12 protein-coding genes are annotated in these 16,558 nt (G+C 62.0%); 3 read left to right on the forward strand and 9 right to left on the reverse strand.

The annotated features are described in order from the left end of the window. Positions 1 to 31 precede the first annotated feature (31 nt). Complete coding sequence (locus HMPREF2698_RS09700) at positions 32 to 922, forward strand: cation diffusion facilitator family transporter (RefSeq protein WP_070522760.1); 891 nt, start codon at positions 32 to 34, stop codon at positions 920 to 922. A gap of 143 nt (positions 923 to 1,065) precedes the next feature. On the opposite strand, the gene HMPREF2698_RS09705 is transcribed toward HMPREF2698_RS09700, so the two are convergent. Continuing rightward, entirely contained in the window at positions 1,066 to 3,843 is a 2,778-nt protein-coding gene (locus tag HMPREF2698_RS09705; RefSeq protein WP_070564102.1) for an ATP-dependent Clp protease ATP-binding subunit, read from the reverse strand. Positions 3,844 to 4,097: 254 nt separating this feature from the next. Here HMPREF2698_RS09705 and HMPREF2698_RS09710 point away from each other — a divergent pair, with 254 nt between their 5' ends. After that, complete coding sequence (locus HMPREF2698_RS09710) at positions 4,098 to 5,357, forward strand: serine/threonine protein kinase (protein WP_070564105.1); 1,260 nt, start codon at positions 4,098 to 4,100, stop codon at positions 5,355 to 5,357. Here HMPREF2698_RS09710 and HMPREF2698_RS09715 read toward each other — a convergent pair. The 4 genes from HMPREF2698_RS09715 to lysS form a co-directional block, all read right to left on the reverse strand. Beyond that, positions 5,354 to 6,754, reverse strand: coding sequence for an MDR family MFS transporter (locus tag HMPREF2698_RS09715; protein ID WP_070523012.1), 1,401 nt, complete (start codon positions 6,752 to 6,754; stop codon positions 5,354 to 5,356). The two genes, HMPREF2698_RS09710 and HMPREF2698_RS09715, sit on opposite strands and share 4 nt — an antisense overlap. A 158-nt stretch (positions 6,755 to 6,912) precedes the next feature. Then, positions 6,913 to 7,857, reverse strand: coding sequence for a hypothetical protein (locus HMPREF2698_RS09720; protein WP_070532269.1), 945 nt, complete (start codon positions 7,855 to 7,857; stop codon positions 6,913 to 6,915). Positions 7,858 to 7,888: 31 nt separating this feature from the next. Next, positions 7,889 to 8,848, reverse strand: a complete 960-nt coding sequence (locus HMPREF2698_RS13250) for a hypothetical protein (RefSeq protein WP_070532267.1) — start codon at positions 8,846 to 8,848, stop codon at positions 7,889 to 7,891. A 170-nt stretch (positions 8,849 to 9,018) separates the two neighbouring features. Next, positions 9,019 to 10,593, reverse strand: coding sequence for a lysine--tRNA ligase (gene lysS / locus HMPREF2698_RS09730; protein ID WP_070532265.1), 1,575 nt, complete (start codon positions 10,591 to 10,593; stop codon positions 9,019 to 9,021). Between the two features lie 187 nt (positions 10,594 to 10,780). Here lysS and HMPREF2698_RS09735 point away from each other — a divergent pair, with 187 nt between their 5' ends. Continuing rightward, positions 10,781 to 12,877: a PhoX family protein gene (locus HMPREF2698_RS09735; RefSeq protein WP_070564108.1), complete on the forward strand. Its 2,097-nt coding sequence runs from the start codon at positions 10,781 to 10,783 to the stop codon at positions 12,875 to 12,877. A 27-nt stretch (positions 12,878 to 12,904) separates the two neighbouring features. Here HMPREF2698_RS09735 and HMPREF2698_RS09740 read toward each other — a convergent pair whose 3' ends face one another. Genes HMPREF2698_RS09740 through HMPREF2698_RS09755 form a run of 4 tightly spaced genes read right to left on the reverse strand, consistent with a single transcriptional unit; the run spans position 12,905 to position 16,554 of the window. Further along, positions 12,905 to 13,852 carry a 2-dehydropantoate 2-reductase gene (locus tag HMPREF2698_RS09740; protein WP_070564111.1) on the reverse strand — a complete coding sequence of 316 codons (948 nt, stop codon included), beginning with the start codon at positions 13,850 to 13,852 and terminating at the stop codon, positions 12,905 to 12,907. 39 nt (positions 13,853 to 13,891) lie between these two features. Further along, positions 13,892 to 14,665 (reverse strand): pantoate--beta-alanine ligase, encoded by a 774-nt coding sequence (locus HMPREF2698_RS09745; protein ID WP_371325936.1) that lies wholly within the window; start codon positions 14,663 to 14,665, stop codon positions 13,892 to 13,894. After that, the gene (locus tag HMPREF2698_RS09750; protein ID WP_083303827.1) at positions 14,647 to 15,324 is read right to left on the reverse strand and encodes a Rossmann-fold NAD(P)-binding domain-containing protein; all 678 of its coding nucleotides are present in this window, start codon (positions 15,322 to 15,324) and stop codon (positions 14,647 to 14,649) included. Before HMPREF2698_RS09750 ends, HMPREF2698_RS09745 begins: the two co-directional genes overlap by 19 nt. Beyond that, positions 15,325 to 16,554 (reverse strand): DUF4229 domain-containing protein, encoded by a 1,230-nt coding sequence (locus HMPREF2698_RS09755; protein ID WP_070564225.1) that lies wholly within the window; start codon positions 16,552 to 16,554, stop codon positions 15,325 to 15,327. Positions 16,555 to 16,558 lie beyond the last annotated feature (4 nt).

Below are 16,558 nucleotides of genomic sequence, written 5' to 3' on the forward strand. Positions count from 1 at the left end.
CAATAAGCGTTGGTGGTGATAGGCTGAGTGCATGGCACACGAGCACCACGACCATGATCACTCCAGCACGCCGCTGCGCGCGCTCCTGATTGCGCTCAGTATTACCGGCATTGTCTTCTTCGCGGAGCTAATCGGCGGATGGTTGGCGGGCTCGATGGCACTGATGGCGGATGCGATGCACATGCTTTCCGACGCCGCGGGACTCATCATTGCGGTGATCGCAGTGTTGGTTGGGCGGCGCCAAGCATCAGCCCAGGCCACCTACGGCTACCGGCGAGTAGAGGTACTTGCGGCGCTAGCCAACGCAGTAATGGTGCTGGCAATCTCAGTGTGGATTGTCGTCGAGGCGGTGCGCCGCCTGCAGAGCCCGGCCGAGGTACAGGGCAAGGCGATGCTGATCATCGCGGTGATCGGCCTGGTAGCCAATGCGCTCTCGGCGTGGGTGCTGCACCGGCACCGCGAGTCCTCGATCAACGTGGAAGGCGCGTTCTTACACGTACTGGTGGACTTGCTCGGCTCGGTCGCGGTGATCGTAGCGGGCATCGTGGTGCTGACCACGGGATTTGTGGCGGCGGACGTGATCGCCTCTTTAGTCATCGCGGCGATGGTGCTCCCACGCGCGTGGCAGCTCATGCGGTTGTCGGCAAGCGTTCTGCTCGAGCAGGTTCCGGCGGGCTTCGACGCCAGCGTGATCGAACCCGTGCTGCGTCGGGTCGAAGGCGTTGCCGACATCCATGACCTGCACCTGTGGAGCCTGGACGGAGTCAACGTTCTCACGACCGTGCACATCGTGCGCGACGGCACCGTCGACACCGGTCCGCTGTTAGATGCCGCCCAGCACGTTCTGCGCGAACATGGCATCGAGCACTCCACCATCCAAATCGAGCCCCCAGAACACGAATCCCACGAGACAGTGTGCTGATTCTGTTCTAGTTGTGGGCACGCCGCCCACCGGGCCGTCCCGCCCACCGGTCACGCAAAGAAAGCCCCGAACCGCACGGAGTGTCACTCGCATGCGGTTCGGGGCTAATCCTTATAGGCCCAGCGCGGGGCCCAAGTCAGCGCTTAGAGCGGCTGGCCAGCACCGGCACCAGCCGGCGGCGGATTGCCGTCATCACCATCGTTGTTGTGGGATTCCTCGGCGGAGTCGCTACCAGACTCATCGAGGACATCCGGGGTGACGGTGTCAGGACCATCGGAATTCGGACCGTGGGATCCCTCATCGATCTCGGTGGCTAGTTCCTCATCGGCCTCGCGCACGGCGGTTTCCTCGAGCTCCTTGTCGAAGGTGTCCTCCGGCAGCGGGCGCGGACGCGGGGTGAAGGTAAAGGTTGCGGAAGAGTTGTCCTTGGACTCACCATCCCAGCCTTCAACATCCACGGTGATGATCTCACCGGCGCCAATTTCACCGAAGAGGATCTTCTCGGAGAGCTGGTCCTCAATCTCGCGCTGGATGGTGCGGCGCAACGGGCGAGCGCCCAAGACCGGATCGAAGCCACGCTTGGCAAGAAGATCCTTGGCCTTCTGGGTGAGCTCGATGCCCATGTCACGCTCGGAAAGCTGCTTCTCGACGCGTCCGATGAGCAGCTCCACCATCTCGACGATCTGCTCCTGGGTGAGCTGGTGGAAGACCACAATCTCATCGATACGGTTAAGGAACTCAGGGCGGAAGTGCTTCTTCAGCTCGTCGTTGACCTTGTTCTTCATGCGCTCATACTGCGCATCCGAATCATTCTCCGAGGAGCCGGTGAAGCCCAAGCCCACGGCCTTCGAGATGTCCTGGGTGCCCAGGTTGGAGGTGAAGATGAGCACCGTATTCTTGAAGTCCACGATGCGGCCCTGGCCATCGGTCAGGCGGCCGTCCTCCAGCACCTGCAGCAAGGTGTTGTAGATCTCCTTGTGGGCCTTCTCGATCTCGTCGAAGAGGACCACGGAGAACGGCTTACGGCGGACCTTCTCCGTCAGCTGGCCGCCTTCCTCGTAGCCGACGTATCCCGGAGGAGCACCGAAGAGACGGGAGGCGGTGAAGCGGTCGTGGAACTCACCCATATCGATCTGGATAAGGTCATCATCCGAACCGAAGAGGAAGTTAGCCAAGGACTTCGACAACTCCGTCTTACCCACACCGGACGGGCCGGCGAAGATGAAGGAACCGGAAGGACGGCGCGGATCCTTCAGACCAGCACGGGTGCGGCGAATGGCGCGGGACACAGCCTTGACGGCTTCGTCCTGGCCAATGATGCGCTTGTGCAGCTCCTCCTCCATGTTGAGGAGGCGGTTGGATTCCTTCTCCGTGAGCTTGAGAACCGGAATGCCAGTCCAGTGAGCCAGGACCTCTGCGATCTGTTCCTCACCGACCTCAGCGATCTCCTCTAGGTCACCGGAACGCCACTGCTTTTCCTTCTCCGCGCGCTCTTCACCCAGCTTGCGCTCCTTATCGCGCAAGCCAGCGGCCTTCTCAAAGTCCTGGGCGTCGATCGCAGCTTCCTTCTCCTTGCGGACCTCGGCGATGCGGTCATCGACCTCGCGCAGGCCCTCCGGAGCGGTCATGCGCTTGATACGCATGCGGGCACCGGCCTCATCGAGGAGGTCCACGGCCTTATCCGGCAGGAAGCGGTCGTTGATGTAGCGGTCAGACAGGGAGGCCGCCGCCTTCAGTGCCTCGTCGGTATAGGAGACACGGTGGTGTGCCTCGTACTTATCACGCAGGCCCTTGAGGATGAGGACGGTGTCATCGAGAGAAGGCTCTTCCACCTTGACCGGCTGGAAACGGCGCTCGAGAGCGGCATCCTTCTCAATGTGCTTGCGGTACTCATCCAGCGTGGTGGCACCGATGGTCTGCAGCTCGCCACGGGCCAGCTTCGGCTTCAGCAGCGACGCGGCGTCGATAGCGCCCTCGGCGGCACCGGCACCGACCAAGGTGTGGATCTCATCGATGAAGAGGATGATGTCACCGCGCTGGTTAATCTCCTTGAGCACCTTCTTCAGGCGTTCCTCAAAGTCACCGCGGTAGCGGGAACCGGCCACCAGGGAGCCCAGGTCCAGCGAGTAGAGCTGCTTATCCTTGAGGGTCTCCGGGACCTTGCCGTTGACGATATCGAGAGCCAAGCCTTCGACCACGGCGGTCTTACCCACGCCGGGCTCACCGATGAGCACCGGGTTATTCTTCGTGCGGCGGGACAGCACCTGCATAATGCGCTCGATCTCGGAATCGCGGCCCACCACTGGGTCCAGCTTGCCATCGCGCGCAGCCTGGGTGAGGTTGCGGCCGAACTGGTCCAGCACCAGAGAGTTGGAACGCTCACCGGAGCCGCCCGAGCCGCCACGGCCGCCCTGGCCAGCGCCAGCACCAGCTCCAACCGGGCCGGCACCGCCCTGGGACTGGTTGCCTTCGCCCTCGTTGCCCTCATATCCGGAGAGCAGCTGGATAACCTGCTGGCGAACGCGCGGCAAGTCAGCACCCAACTTGGTCAGCACCTGCGCAGCTACACCGTCACCCTCACGGATGAGGCCGAGGAGCAGGAACTCGGTGCCAATGTATTTGTGCCCCATCTGGAGGCCCTCACGCAGCGAGAGCTCGAGGACTTTCTTGGCGCGCGGGGTAAATGGGATGTGGCCTGTATGCGGCTGAGAACCTTGACCAATGATCTCTTCCACCTCACGGCGGACATCCTCCAGCGAGATGCCCATGGACTCCAAGGCCTTGGCTGCTACACCTTCACCTTCATGGATAAGCCCCAGGAGGATGTGCTCGGTGCCGATGTAATTGTGGTTGAGCATGCGTGCTTCCTCCTGCGCCAAAACGATGACGCGGCGAGCACGGTCAGTAAACCTCTCGAACATTACCTCTTACCTTTCGCTTTAAATGTGTCATCCACTCTAACGCGCGGGGCGGACACTCCATTCACGATTTTTCTCCCCGCTTCCCCTAAACCCCCGTTTCCGCAGGCAGCGGCACTGTACGCCGGTAGCGAACAGGCGCTAGAAAGCCCGCGTCACGCACCGGCCTGCCATGGAGGCCTCATCCCCTTAGAATGAAGAGGATTCTATAAATCTCATCGTCGACTCTCCGCGAAGGATTTCCTCTCACCGTGTCTATGCTCCCAGAATTTTTCACCACCCAGCACCAGCTGCGCCAAAAGGCAGTCTTGGACCAAGGAGCTGACTCCGCGCTCTTCCTCGTGGAAGATCCCTCACACGATGAGATGCTCGTGGAAATCTACGCCCCAGAGCACCGCGGCGTGCTCCGCCAGTCCGGCATTGTAGGACAGCTACAGCACAGCGCCATCGCACCCATCGTGGGCACAGGCACGATGAACAGCGGTCAGGAATTCTTTGTGCGCCGCAGCCTGCCAGGCGAGCAGCTTTCTAACTTCACCTCCTCCGGCGTTGGCGCGCACCACCTGTCCCGGGAGGAAGCCCTCGCCGTCTTTGCTCCCTTGGCAGACGCCACCGACTTTCTGCTCAACAAGGGCCGCGCCAACTACGCCATCCGCGCGCTCAATCCGCGTCGCATCATTCTGACCGATAACCGCTCGAATGCCTTCTTCGCTGCGGTCGGACCTGCCTCAAGTAACGAAGCCCCCAACGCAACAGCGAAAGAAGCAATCGACCGCCTCGCGCGCATCGTCGCCGCCGCCTACCCTTCCTTCCGCGCAGCTGCCGCCTACCCCTCGGCTGCTGCCGTCGTTGACTCGCTGCGTAGCGCGGGCACGACCAGCACCAACACGGCTAGCGCAAATACCGCTGGCGCGAACACCGCCGCAACGGGCACACCGCCGTGGCAACCAGAACAGCCTTACGCCCCCGCCCCACAGGAGGGGTGGGGAACGCAGCCCCAACCGCAGGTCGCAGCTCCCGCTCCCGCGAAAGGCTCCACCAAGCGCAAGTCGACCTCGAAGAAGAAAGTCTTCACCGGGCTCGGCGTGGGGCTTCTCCTCTTAGCTCTGATCGGCGGCCTACTGTGGTTCTTCTTGGGGCGGCCGGCGTGGTCCGAGGCGGAGCAGGCGCTTGTCGACGACCACCCGGGACTCATCAGCTCCCGTCCCGGCGGGGAAGGCTTCAGCGGTGCCACCTGCGATGCCCGCGAACCGGAAGATGGTCAGGACGCGAAAATCACCTGCGTTGGTGACGGTGTGGGCTACTCCGTGGCGCGGTACGGGGACGTCGCCAAGCGCGATGCAGCCGCCCCGACGCAGGATGCACAGGAACTGTCCAACGGACAGTGCACCGTGCGCAGCTACGACGTTTCCGACACCGAGCCGGTATTCTACATGGGCGCCGAGGACTCGACCGACGCCGTTCTCGTGTGGGGCGAGGATGCAGAGGAGCTTCGCCTGAACATGCCGCTGTGCTAATTCACGCGCTTGAGCAGCGGCGCAATCACCGCAATGGCGGTGCCGGCCACGCCAGCGAAGAGGAAAGCCCAGTGCGTTCCCTGTGCCGTCGCTGCGGCTGGTCCCATCCCCGCCGCGACACCGGCCTGGGTGCCGCGCGTGAGGAAGACAACGAGGAAGGCCGTTCCCATCGCACCCGCCAGTTGCTGGAAGGTGTTCATGATGGCCGACCCGTGCGAATACAGCTTCTCCGGAAGCGAGGACAGCGCTGTTGTCATCAACGGCGTCATCATCAGGCACATGCCGAAGGAGAAGAGAACGTGCATGCCCACAACCATCCACACGGCTGAGTTCTCGCCCAAGGTGGCCAAGAGCCACAGGCTGGCCACCATAAACAGCGAGCCCGGAATCATGAGCGGGCGCGGGCCATAGGAATCGAAGAGTCGGCCCACAATCGGGGAAAGAAATGCTTGGAGAATTCCACCCGGCATCACCGCCAAACCCGTGGCAAAGGCGGTGACGCCCAGGGTGGTCTGCAGGTAGATGGGCAAGACCGTAACCATTCCCAGCATCAGGCCGAAGGACAATACCAGGATGAGCACCGCGAGCGTGAAGTTGCGAACGCGGAAGGGGCGCATATCCATTAGTGCACGATCCTCGAGCGCCAGACGCCGCTGCCGGCGGATGAAGACGATGAGCGCGATGACGCCCACCACGGTGACGGCGATGTCTACCCAGGCGCCACCCTGCAGCATCTTTTCAATCGAAGACAAACCATAGATCAGACCGCCAAATGCACAAGCAGAAAGGAGTACGGAGGGACCGTCGAGTGGGGTATCGCGGTTCTCACCCACATCACTCAGGCGCCAGAGACCAGCCACCAGGATGAGAGCGATGAGCGGCACCATGGCCCAAAAAATGACGTGCCAGGTGAAGCGGTTGAGGATTGCCCCGCCGACCGTGGGGCCCAGCGCCGGGGCGACGGAAATAACCACAGAAATAATGCCCATCACCGTGCCGCGGCGCTGCGGTGGGACCAGAGTCATGGCCACGGTCATGAGAGTGGGGATCATCAACGCAGTCCCGCCTGCTTGCAGGACGCGCCCGAGGAGCAGAGCGACGAAGCTCGGCGCAAGGGCCGCCACCACGGTGCCTGCCAGGAAGAACCCGGCAGAGGCGAAGAAAATCTGGCGCGTGGTGAGCCTCTCCAGCAGGTAACCGGTGGTCGGAATGACGACGGCCATGGTGAGCATGAATCCCGTCAACAACCACTGTGCGCTCGTGGCGGGGATGCCATAGTCCGCCATGATGGCTGGTAGTGCGACGGACAGCGAGGTCTCGTTGAGAATCATGACCATCGCTCCCAGCACCAGGATGCTGAGGTTGATGACTACCTTGGAGGGAATCTCAGCGGACATGCGGCCAGCCACACCTTTCTTTTCTCTGCTCTGGGGATACTCGCGCCAACGCTTCCGATGTCAGCGCGCAAGGAGTTTAGAGTACTCGCAAGCTAGCCGGGGATGCCACATGAGCCAGGGCAGCGAGGTTTCCTCGCTCCCCGGCAGGTGGTGGGGTTTTAAGGAATCGTTTCCATGTTGCGGGACGTGATGACCACGACGCTGCCACCGCTATCCAGGCTGCAGCCCAGCAGCCGGTTTTCTGGGGTATCCTCCCACAGTTTCGGCGCACCGTATGCACAGTGTCCTAGGTCAGTCTCGAGGTGGCCACGGCTTCCGCCCTCGCCAGCCTGCCAATCATGGTTGGCGTATTCATCCAACAATTCCATGGCGTCATTGCAATTCGTTCCGTCCTCTTGCACGTAGACCAAACCGGTGTCTTCACCACGCGTGCCGCTCTCACCACACACCGCACCGGTGTTGGCAATGCCATCCGCGTCCGGTTTCGCCGGGAAGGTATCGGAGTAGTACTGTCCATCATCCTTGACGGTGAAGTGGTGCCCGTTCGACTTGACCACGAACTCATTGCCGCTGTGCGCCTCAAAGGTTCCACCGTCAAAGCTCACGGTCTCGCCCTCGTTGAGCGTTTCAACCTCGGTGGGCCTATAGAACTCGATGGCCCACACAGGGAAGAAGCCACGGTCACTGCGGTAGCTCACCGCGTTTGACCTCCAGCTTTGCATGACTGGCCCCGGATAGATTGGCGGATCAGCAAACTCCACCTTGCAGTTTGGGCCGTCAGTCTCTTCGTGAATGAGGCAGAGGACGCGCCCATCAGGGCTCTTGACGGCCGGGATGGGGTTCGGAATACTCGCCCGATCACCGCCGGCCATAAAGTCCTTCGGATCGCGTTCCTTCAATCCGCCGGGTTTGTCTTTATCGGGCTTGGCGCTGCTCGACGCCGCGGCCTCAGTAGAGCTACTGGAGGCAGACTCAGAGCTAGTGGAGCTGGCTGAGTTCTGTTGAAACTGTGGCTCATCGCCCGCCGGTTCGCTCGTGGAAGAACACGAAGCCACGGCGCAGGCCATGAGGGAGGCAGAAAGGATAGAGAGAAGCTTCTTCATAACAATCATCGTCCCACGAATTAGTGCTGCGCTAGTAGTTATATGTGTATTTCGGAACATCTGGGTGTACAGCGTCGAGAAGAATGACCCGACCATTACCGGACAAATCACCGCAGTGCAGACGGCGTGCATCCGGATCCGGCATGTCAATGTACTCCGGTTCTCGGTAGGAACACTTCCAGCCGTCAAGCTCCAAAATTCCGCGAGAGTTCATTTCTTTGATGTCCCACTCGTAGTTGAAGTACTTGTCCACGATGTCCATTGCAGTCGTGCAATTCGTCCCGTCTGTCTGCACAAAGACTTTCTGACGGCCAAAATTGGTGTCAGCCTCGCCGCAGACGGTACCCACGGGCGCATAGCCATTGGAGTCCGGTTTAAAAGGATAGGTATCCGCCGAAAACTGGCCGCCGTATTTCACGGTGAACTGGTGCCCTTGGGCCTGAACGGTGAATTCATCTGCGCTGGGGGCTTCAAAAACCACACCGTCTATTTCGACCTTCTCGCCTTCCCCCAGCTGCTGCGATGGAACCTGGTCGCCGGCATCCACCACGCCGTTGGGGAAGAAGCCTGCGCCATCTTTGAAGGAAACCATGTTCGCTTCCCATTGCGGGTTCTCGGGGTCAGGCAGGATAGGCGGGTTCTCAAAGCCAACGCTGCACCAAGGCCCTTTAGAGCCCTCAGTCAGAGAACACGACACCCTGCCGTCTGGGCTCCTCACTCCCCAAGCAACCGTGGTCTCATACCTGAACCCAGTGGCGCGGAAGTCCTCGGCATCGCGCTCTTTGAGTCCGGAAGATTGAGAGCCAAACTCCGGCTCGCGATCTGTGGAATCGCTTTCTTCGGCGCTTTCAGAGCTTTGCGCACTGCTTTGAGAACCGGAGGACTCCACAACTTCGAATCGATGGGTTTCCTCGGTTCCTTCATCAGAAGAACACGCAACCAAGCCAGCCGTTACAAGCGGCAGTGTGAGAAGAGAGAGTAGCTTTTTCATGCTTTGTATTTTTCCACGCAGGCAGGCTTCTCGCTGAGTGATGTGCGCTGTGGCAACAAACTGGAGGCTGCAAAACAACAACGCACAAGCCTTCAGCTGTGGGGCTGGTGGCTTGTGCGTTGCGCGCGGAATGTGCCGCGGGGTGAGCTCTGTGCGAGTTGGCCTCGGGCCTACTTCTCCGGCTTCACAATCGGGAAGAGCACGGTCTCACGGATACCCAGGCCAGTCAGGGCCATGAGCAGGCGGTCGATGCCCATGCCCGTGCCGGCTGTCGGAGGCATTCCCTGCTCCATGGCGGCGAGGAAGTCCTCGTCCAAGACCATGGCTTCCTCATCACCGCCGGCGGCCAAGCGCGCCTGATCCTCAAAGCGCTCGCGCTGGATAACGGGATCCACCAGCTCCGAGTATCCGGTAGCCAGCTCGAAGCCGCGCACGTAGAGATCCCACTTCTCGGTCACACCCGGCAGGGAGCGGTGCTGGCGGGTCAGCGGAGAGGTCTCGACCGGGAAGTTCTTCACAAAGATCGGGCCCTCGAGCTGGTCCTCGCAGAGCACCTCCCAGATCTCTTCCACCAGCTTGCCGTGGCCCCAGCCGCCGTCCTTCGGGACGTCGAGCCCGATGACGTCGGCAAGCGCCTTCAGCTCCTCGACGGTGGAGTCGATGGTGACCTCCGGCTGGCCCGGGAACTTGCGTTGCAGAGCCTCGTTGAGTGAGGGGTACATTTCAATCTCCGGCCACTCTTCACCACCGAAGTCATACTCAGTGCCATCCGCCAAGGTGACGGTGGTGGAACCGAAGACCGCACGTGCCACCGACTGGATGGACTCACGGGTGGTACGGGCGCAATCGTTGTAGTCGCCCCACGCGGCGTAGGTCTCCAGCATGGCGAATTCCGGAGAGTGGGAGCGGTCGACGCCCTCGTTGCGGAAGTTGCGGTTGATCTCAAAGACGCGATCGATGCCGCCGACGACGGCGCGCTTAAGGAAGAGCTCCGGCGCGATGCGCAGGTACAGGTCAATGTCCAAAGCATTGGAGTGCGTTACGAACGGGCGGGCTGCTGCACCGCCGTGGAGGGTCTGCAGCATCGGGGTTTCGATCTCTACGAAGCCCTCATCCTCCAGGTAGTTGCGCAGTGCACGCATGACCTTGACGCGGGTCATGGCATTCTTGCGGGCTTCCTCGCGCACGATGAGGTCGTTGTAGCGCTGGCGCACGCGGGTTTCCTCATTCATGTCAGCGAAGGACACCGGAAGCGGGCGCAAGGACTTCGCCGCCATGGTCCATTCGCTAGCCATGACGGAGAGCTCGCCGCGGCGCGAGGCAATTACTCGGCCGTGCACGGAGATGAAATCACCCAAGTCAACGTCGGACTTCCACGCGGCTAGGCGCTCCTCCCCTACCTCTGCAAGGGACAGCATGGCCTGCACCTGGGTACCGTCGCCATCCTGCAGGGTGGCGAAGCACAGCTTGCCGGTATTGCGCATGAAGATGAGGCGGCCGGCGATGGCCACCTCAACGTCAGTCTCCTCACCAGCGCTGAGGTAGGTAACGCCCTCTTCCGCGGCCGGTTCCTCGCCTTCGGCCACTACCTGGAACTGCTGGCGAAGATCCCGCAGAGAGATCGTGCGGTCTACGGTCACCGGATAGGGCTCGGTGCCGGACTCCAACAGTCGGGCACGCTTCTCGCGGCGAATGCGCAGCTGCTCGGGGACGTCAGTAACTTCAGTATTCTTCTTCTCGCTCACGGTTGTCTAGGGTAGTCGATCCCTATACGCTGGCGCGATCCCGGTTCACAGAGTGTTCATCTAGCGGTTAGACAGGATCAACCGCGCGGTCATCTCAACCGTATTAACTCATGACGTCCGTTGCGACACTTCGTTGCGACATCCCCTTGCGCAACCAACGATTTTCGATTTTTGGAGCATAACTTTCATGGCACTCAACGGCCGTAATCTCTTGGCTAACATGTTCACCTCGTCTCGTTCTTCTCTTACCTGCACCTACAAGTGCGGTAATGCCTGTTTCGGCGAATGCGAGAACACCTCCGACAACCCTTACTTCGGCGACCAGTTCTCCCGCCGTACCGCCCTGCGCGCCGGTGGCTTGGCTGTCGTCGCCGTTGGTGGTTCCTCTGCGCTGGCTGCATGCGCTGCTCCGGATGACAACGGGTCTGCGGCGGGCGGCTCCTCCAACAAGACCAGCGAAGTTAAGGGCTCCGACATCGAGCTCACCTCCGCCGAAGGCATGCACTTTGAAGCCGTTGAGGCCAATACCAAGGATGAGGTCGTCATCCCGAAGGGCTATGAGCAGTCCGTTCTGATTGCCTGGGGTGACCCAGTCATCGAGGGCGCTCCGGAATTCGACGTCAACAACCAGACCGCCGAAGCGGCGGAGAAGCAGTTCGGCTTCAACAATGACTTCGCCGGCCTCATCGAGCACCCGGATGACAAGAACCGCATGATCTACATGTGCTCGCACGAGTACACCACCGAGCCGATGATGTTCCCGGACTACGATCCGGAGAACCCCACCGAGGAACAGGTGAAGATCGGCTGGGCCGGTCACGGCCACACTATCCTCGAGGTGTCCAAGGTCAAGGGCTCCGGCGAGCTCAAGCGTGAGTTCGGCCCGCTCAACCGCCGCATCACCGCCACCACCCCGTTCACCCTGGTGGGCCCAGCTAAGGGCACTGACCTGGTGAAGACCTCCGCCGACCCGAAGGGTGAGAAGGTCCTGGGTACCCTCAACAACTGCTCCGGCGGCGTGACCCCGTGGAACACCATGCTCTCCGGCGAAGAGAACTTCGACCAATACTTCGCCGGCGGCGACATCAAGGATAAGAAGGCTGCTGAATCCCTCAAGCGCTTCGGCATCGAGGAAGGCCCGTCCGACCGCAAGTGGGAAAAGTACGATGCCCGCTTTGATGTGACCAAGGAGCCGAACGAGCCGAACCGCTTTGGCTGGCTCGTGGAGATCAACCCGCTGGACCCGAAGTCCACCCCGATTAAGCACACCGCAGTGGGCCGCTTCAAGCACGAGGCCGGCAACATCCACATCACCAAGGATGGCACTGTGGTGTGCTACTCCGGCGATGACTCCCGCTTCGAGTACGTCTACAAGTTCGTCTCCACCAAGAAGTACAAGGAAGGCGATCTCGAGCACAACATGACCATCCTGGACCACGGCACCTTGTACGTGGCCAAGATGGAGGGCAACTCCCCGGAGAAGGAAATCGACGGCTCTGGTGTCCTGCCGGAGGACGGCGCTTTCGATGGCAGCGGCGAGTGGGTCAAGCTGCTGACCTCCGATACTGAGAACAACAAGTTCGAGTCCCACGTGGACGGCATGTCCGCCGAAGAGGTCGCCGTCTTTACCCGTGAGGCCGCCGACAAGGTGGGCGCCACCAAGATGGACCGCCCGGAAGACGTCCAGGTTCACCCGGAGACCGAGAAGGTCTACATCGCGCTGACCAACAATAAGTACCGCGGCGCCACCGGCGAGAACGCTAAGAAGAACAAGGAAGACGCCAAGGAATGGGCTCCGGTCAAGGAGAACAAGAACGGCCTCGTCATGGAGCTCGAGGATGACCACGCCGGTGAGAAGTTCACCTGGAACCTCTTCCTAGTCTGCGGTGACCCGCGTGAGGCCAGCACCTACTTCGGTGGCTTCGACAAGGAGAAGGTCTCCCCGATTTCCTGCCCGGATAACCTGGCCTTCGACAACCACGGCAACCTGTGGATCTCCACTGACGGCAACGCGCTGGACTCTAACGACGGCCTCTACGCCGTGACCACCGAGGGCGAGACCCGCGGCGAGCTCAAGTGCTTCCTCACCGTCCCGGCGGGCGCGGAGACCTGTGGCCCGATCGTCGACGATGACCGCGTCATGGTCAACGTTCAGCACCCGGGCGAGTCTGATGACGCCACCTTCGACAAGGCCACCTCCCACTGGCCTGATGGCGGTAAGTCCACCCCGCGCCCGGCCGTGGTTGTGGTGTGGAAGAAGGGCGGCAAGATCGGTACCGAATAAGGCACCGACGCTGCGTAGTGCGCACTCTTAGGCGGTGCGCAGCTGCGCCTCCAGCACCTCCTGTGCGAAGTCCCACAACGGGGTTGCAACCCCAGCTTTGACGCCCATGCGTCGGATCGCTCCGACCTGGGCGTCTAATTCGTTGGGCAATCCTTCCTTGATATCGCGCTGCATTGAGGACGTGCTGTCCGGGTGCTGCTGGCGGGCAAACTCCATGGTCTGTTCCACCACGTTCTCTGGTAGCTCCACGCCGAGTGCGCGCCCGACGGCCTCAACTTCCCGCATGAAGGCCTCGAGCTGGCCGGGGATTTCCTGGCAGAGGTACCCAATCGGTTTGTCCACCAAGGTGCCTAGAGTGCCTGTCGGGGTGACGAACATGGCTTTCGACCAGACGTCGACAAGCGCGGCGTCGTGGAACTTGCTGGAGGCCCCAGACTTTTTCAACGCGGCCGCCAGCTCCTCGCCCGTACGGCGCAGCGACTCCGGCGCCTCAGCACTCAGCGGACCAAAAGCCAAAGCCAAGGGCCCTGGGTTGCGCTTGATCTGAGCCGGTCCCAGGCGGGTGGCGTAAACGCGGGCGACACCGGCAAGGATGTTTTCCTCCCCGAATTCCTCGGCCGCCAGGTAGGGAATCTCAACCGAGTTGTGCGTGGTCACCACCGGGATCCCCTGCAGGGCCTCTCGGTCCTCCGCGCTGCCAAAGGTCTCGTTGCCCGGCAGCGCCTTCGACGCAATAACCGCCACGTCCAGCCCACCCAAGAGTTCTTTGACCTCAGCAAAAGTTTGGGCAGCCGGGACCTTAATGACCTCGGTGGTGGTGGGTTCCGCGTGGGCGTCGATCAGCGTCACGCCCGTCTCCCCCAACACCCGCAAGGTCTCACCGCGAGCGACGAAGGCGACGTCGTGGCCCGCTGCTTTCAGTTTTCCGCCAAAGTATCCGCCGATAGCGCCGGCTCCCAGAATTCCAATCTTCATGTCTCCAACCTAACTGGTGGAGACCTGCGCCACAGACTTTTATCCGCGCTGCTCTAGATTACGGAAGCCAATTCCCAACGGCACACCTGCATTATCGATGAGCCGCACCCCACCCACGGTAGCGGCGATAAAGAGGCGGGCATCGCCCTCTGCGGGGGCCTCACCCAGGTCGCGTCCGCGCAGCTCGACGTACTCCGGCTCCACGTTTGCTGCGGCCAACACTTCACGTGCCACGCGCACAACCTCTTCGGCTCCGGACTCCGCCGCGTACGCACCGGCGGTGAGTGCCGCCGACAGCGCGCTGGCTTGCTCGCGGGCCTCCGGTGCGACGTCAGCGTTGCGCAGGCTCATCACCACGCCATCGGGCATGCGCACCGAGGGCACGCCCTGGACACGCGCCGCGATGTGGAGGTCCGTAAAGGCCTGCTGGGTGGCCACGAGCAGCTCGTAATCCTTCTCCCCCATGAGCACATCGCTGGGCCCCAGCGCACAGGTCAGCGCCACAATGCGGGTCAGCTCCGCGCTCACGTTCTCCATGCCGTGGTCGGGCGCGAGGATCCGCGTGCGCTGGCTCTGCTCGCCATAGCGCCACACCACATCAACACCGTCAAGGGCAGAGATGTCCGTCTCTGGGTCCACAGCCACGACCACGATGCCACCGCGCACGCGCTGCGCCGCCTGCACCAAGGCCAGGTGCCCGGCATGGATATCGCGGCCCAGCGGCACGAGCACCACACGCTTGCCCGTCTTGCGGTAGGCGCTACCAACCATGCGGATGCGCTCAATGTCCTCCACTAGGAGTTGTTCTGCCACGGCGCTTCCTTTCTTACTGCCCACAGTTCCAGTTCTTCAATCTTCTCCTGCCCGCCCACCATCCGGGCGACGTCGCGGTAGTTGCGCGCCATGCCCAGCTCCACGGCGGCAGAATAAGCATCGATGATGTCCCCGGCGTCGAGGTCGAAGGCGCCGCCCATAAAGTTTTCGATAATCCCCGCCTTTATCGCCGCCCACACGCTGAGTGCACCGAGCATCTCCGCGTAGTACAACCGTGCGGCACGTTCGGCGCGCTGCTCCTCCGGCACCGTTTCTGCGGACTGGGAAATCTCCGATAGCAGCAGACCAATGACGGTTTCCGCTACCTCATCGGGCGTGCTCACCGCATAGGAGTCAGCCAATGGTGCTGCGGCAATCGTCACACAGCCTCGTATTTCCAGCTCATCGAGTGCTTCTACCCCAACCAGCAACGAGGTATGAATAATAATCTGCCTAGGGCGCACGTGCTTGGCCACATCCCCAACAGCCGCCTCCAGCTCTCTCGCCGTTGCAGCGATAATCAGTGCATCGAAGCGGTCCAACTCGGAGGGGTCCTCAAGGCTCTCGATGGTGTGGCCGGCCCACTCGAGGCGCCGTGCGAAGTTAAGGCCGGCCCGGGAGTTACCCCAGACCGCCACCCGCATGCGTGGTGCCTTCATCTACTTCTTGTCGCCCTTGTTCTGCTGTACCTGCTGACGCTTGCGGCGTGCCATGAGCTCCGCCACGGAGACCGCGCCCTCGCGGTGCTCATCGCTGCGGCGGCGGCCACGGGTGCTGGTCTGTGCGGTGTCTGCCTCCGGCTTGCGGTGGCGGTGGTGCGGCTGGGCCGGGGCAGAGTTCTCCTTGATGTGCTGCCCGCCCGCAGCACCCTGGTTCCACTGCACGGCCTGGAAACTATCGGTCTTAAACTCCGGCGCCTTCTGCTGCGGCTTCGGCTGTGGCTGGGGTTTCTCGGCCTTCGGCTTCGGTTGCGGCTTCTGCTGCGCCGCCTGCGGCTTAGGCTGCGTTTCGGTCATTGGGCGAAATGCCGGGGGACGGTTCTGAGAAGGCTGCGGCGCGCCGAAGGGCGATGGGGCTGGGCGGGCGCCCTGCTGATCTGCGGGATTCCCGGCGGGTTTCGTGGCGGGCTGCTCGGCTGGCTTCTGAGTGGGGTGCTGAGCAGGCTTCGCGCCTGGCTCCGCAGCCGGCTGCTGGGCGTTGGCACGGGCATTATCCGCCAACAGGTTGTCCAGCGGGTTGCTCACTGGGTGGGTGGGCTGCGAGCCGAGGCGGCCTGCCACGGCGTCGGCAGAAGGCGCGCCACCGGACTTCTGAGTGAAGTTCACGTTGGTGGCATCGCCACGCTCATCCACGCTCGCGCCGCCGGCCTTGCGCTCCAGCTCCTGGATACGGCGGGCCTCCGCGTACAGGGCGGCAGGTTCGTAGACCCACTCGCGCCCGGAGATCTCCTCGATCTGGGCGCGGATGGCTTCTAGTTCAGAACGGATCTCCGCCAGAACCTCGCTATTGTCTGCTGTGGAAGATCCGGAGGCGGTCAGTGAGGAAGCGGCATGGGCGCGCTCCACCGCCAGAAGCTCGTTGGCCTCATGGGCCTGACGGCGGTAGCGCACCACCAGGAAGAAGCCCAGAACCGCGGCCCACAGGGAGGCGAGCAAAGCGATCTTCAGCGCATTCGCTGAGCCCGAAATCAACATAACCAGGCTGGCAATGACAGCGAGAATGACCAAGACGATGAGCCCGATGGAACCGGCGTCCGTCTTCGAACCGGACTGGGAAGACTCCACCGACGTTGGCGGCTGTGAGTCCGGCTGTACAGAAAACTGGGTCGTCGGGCGATCATCCGGGGCCGACTCGTGCTGGGGCTCAGGGGCGTGGTTCGGACTCGTCATGCCC

The organism is Corynebacterium sp. HMSC072A02 (assembly GCF_001810085.1).
GTDB classification, from domain to species: domain Bacteria; phylum Actinomycetota; class Actinomycetes; order Mycobacteriales; family Mycobacteriaceae; genus Corynebacterium; species Corynebacterium hesseae.

Bases quoted from the DNA above. Each gene is read 5' to 3' on its own strand.
- HMPREF2698_RS09705 (WP_070564102.1), bottom strand. From the start codon at position 3,843: ATGTTCGAGAGGTTTACTGACCGTGCTCGCCGCGTCATCGTTTTGGCG.
- HMPREF2698_RS09740 (WP_070564111.1), bottom strand. From the start codon at position 13,852: ATGAAGATTGGAATTCTGGGAGCCGGCGCTATCGGCGGATACTTTGGC.
- HMPREF2698_RS13250 (WP_070532267.1), bottom strand. From the start codon at position 8,848: ATGAAAAAGCTACTCTCTCTTCTCACACTGCCGCTTGTAACGGCTGGC.
- HMPREF2698_RS09720 (WP_070532269.1), bottom strand. From the start codon at position 7,857: ATGAAGAAGCTTCTCTCTATCCTTTCTGCCTCCCTCATGGCCTGCGCC.
- HMPREF2698_RS09700 (WP_070522760.1), top strand. From the start codon at position 32: ATGGCACACGAGCACCACGACCATGATCACTCCAGCACGCCGCTGCGC.
- HMPREF2698_RS09750 (WP_083303827.1), bottom strand. From the start codon at position 15,324: ATGAAGGCACCACGCATGCGGGTGGCGGTCTGGGGTAACTCCCGGGCC.
- HMPREF2698_RS09755 (WP_070564225.1), bottom strand. From the start codon at position 16,554: ATGACGAGTCCGAACCACGCCCCTGAGCCCCAGCACGAGTCGGCCCCG.
- HMPREF2698_RS09710 (WP_070564105.1), top strand. From the start codon at position 4,098: ATGCTCCCAGAATTTTTCACCACCCAGCACCAGCTGCGCCAAAAGGCA.
- HMPREF2698_RS09735 (WP_070564108.1), top strand. From the start codon at position 10,781: ATGGCACTCAACGGCCGTAATCTCTTGGCTAACATGTTCACCTCGTCT.
- HMPREF2698_RS09715 (WP_070523012.1), bottom strand. From the start codon at position 6,754: ATGTCCGCTGAGATTCCCTCCAAGGTAGTCATCAACCTCAGCATCCTG.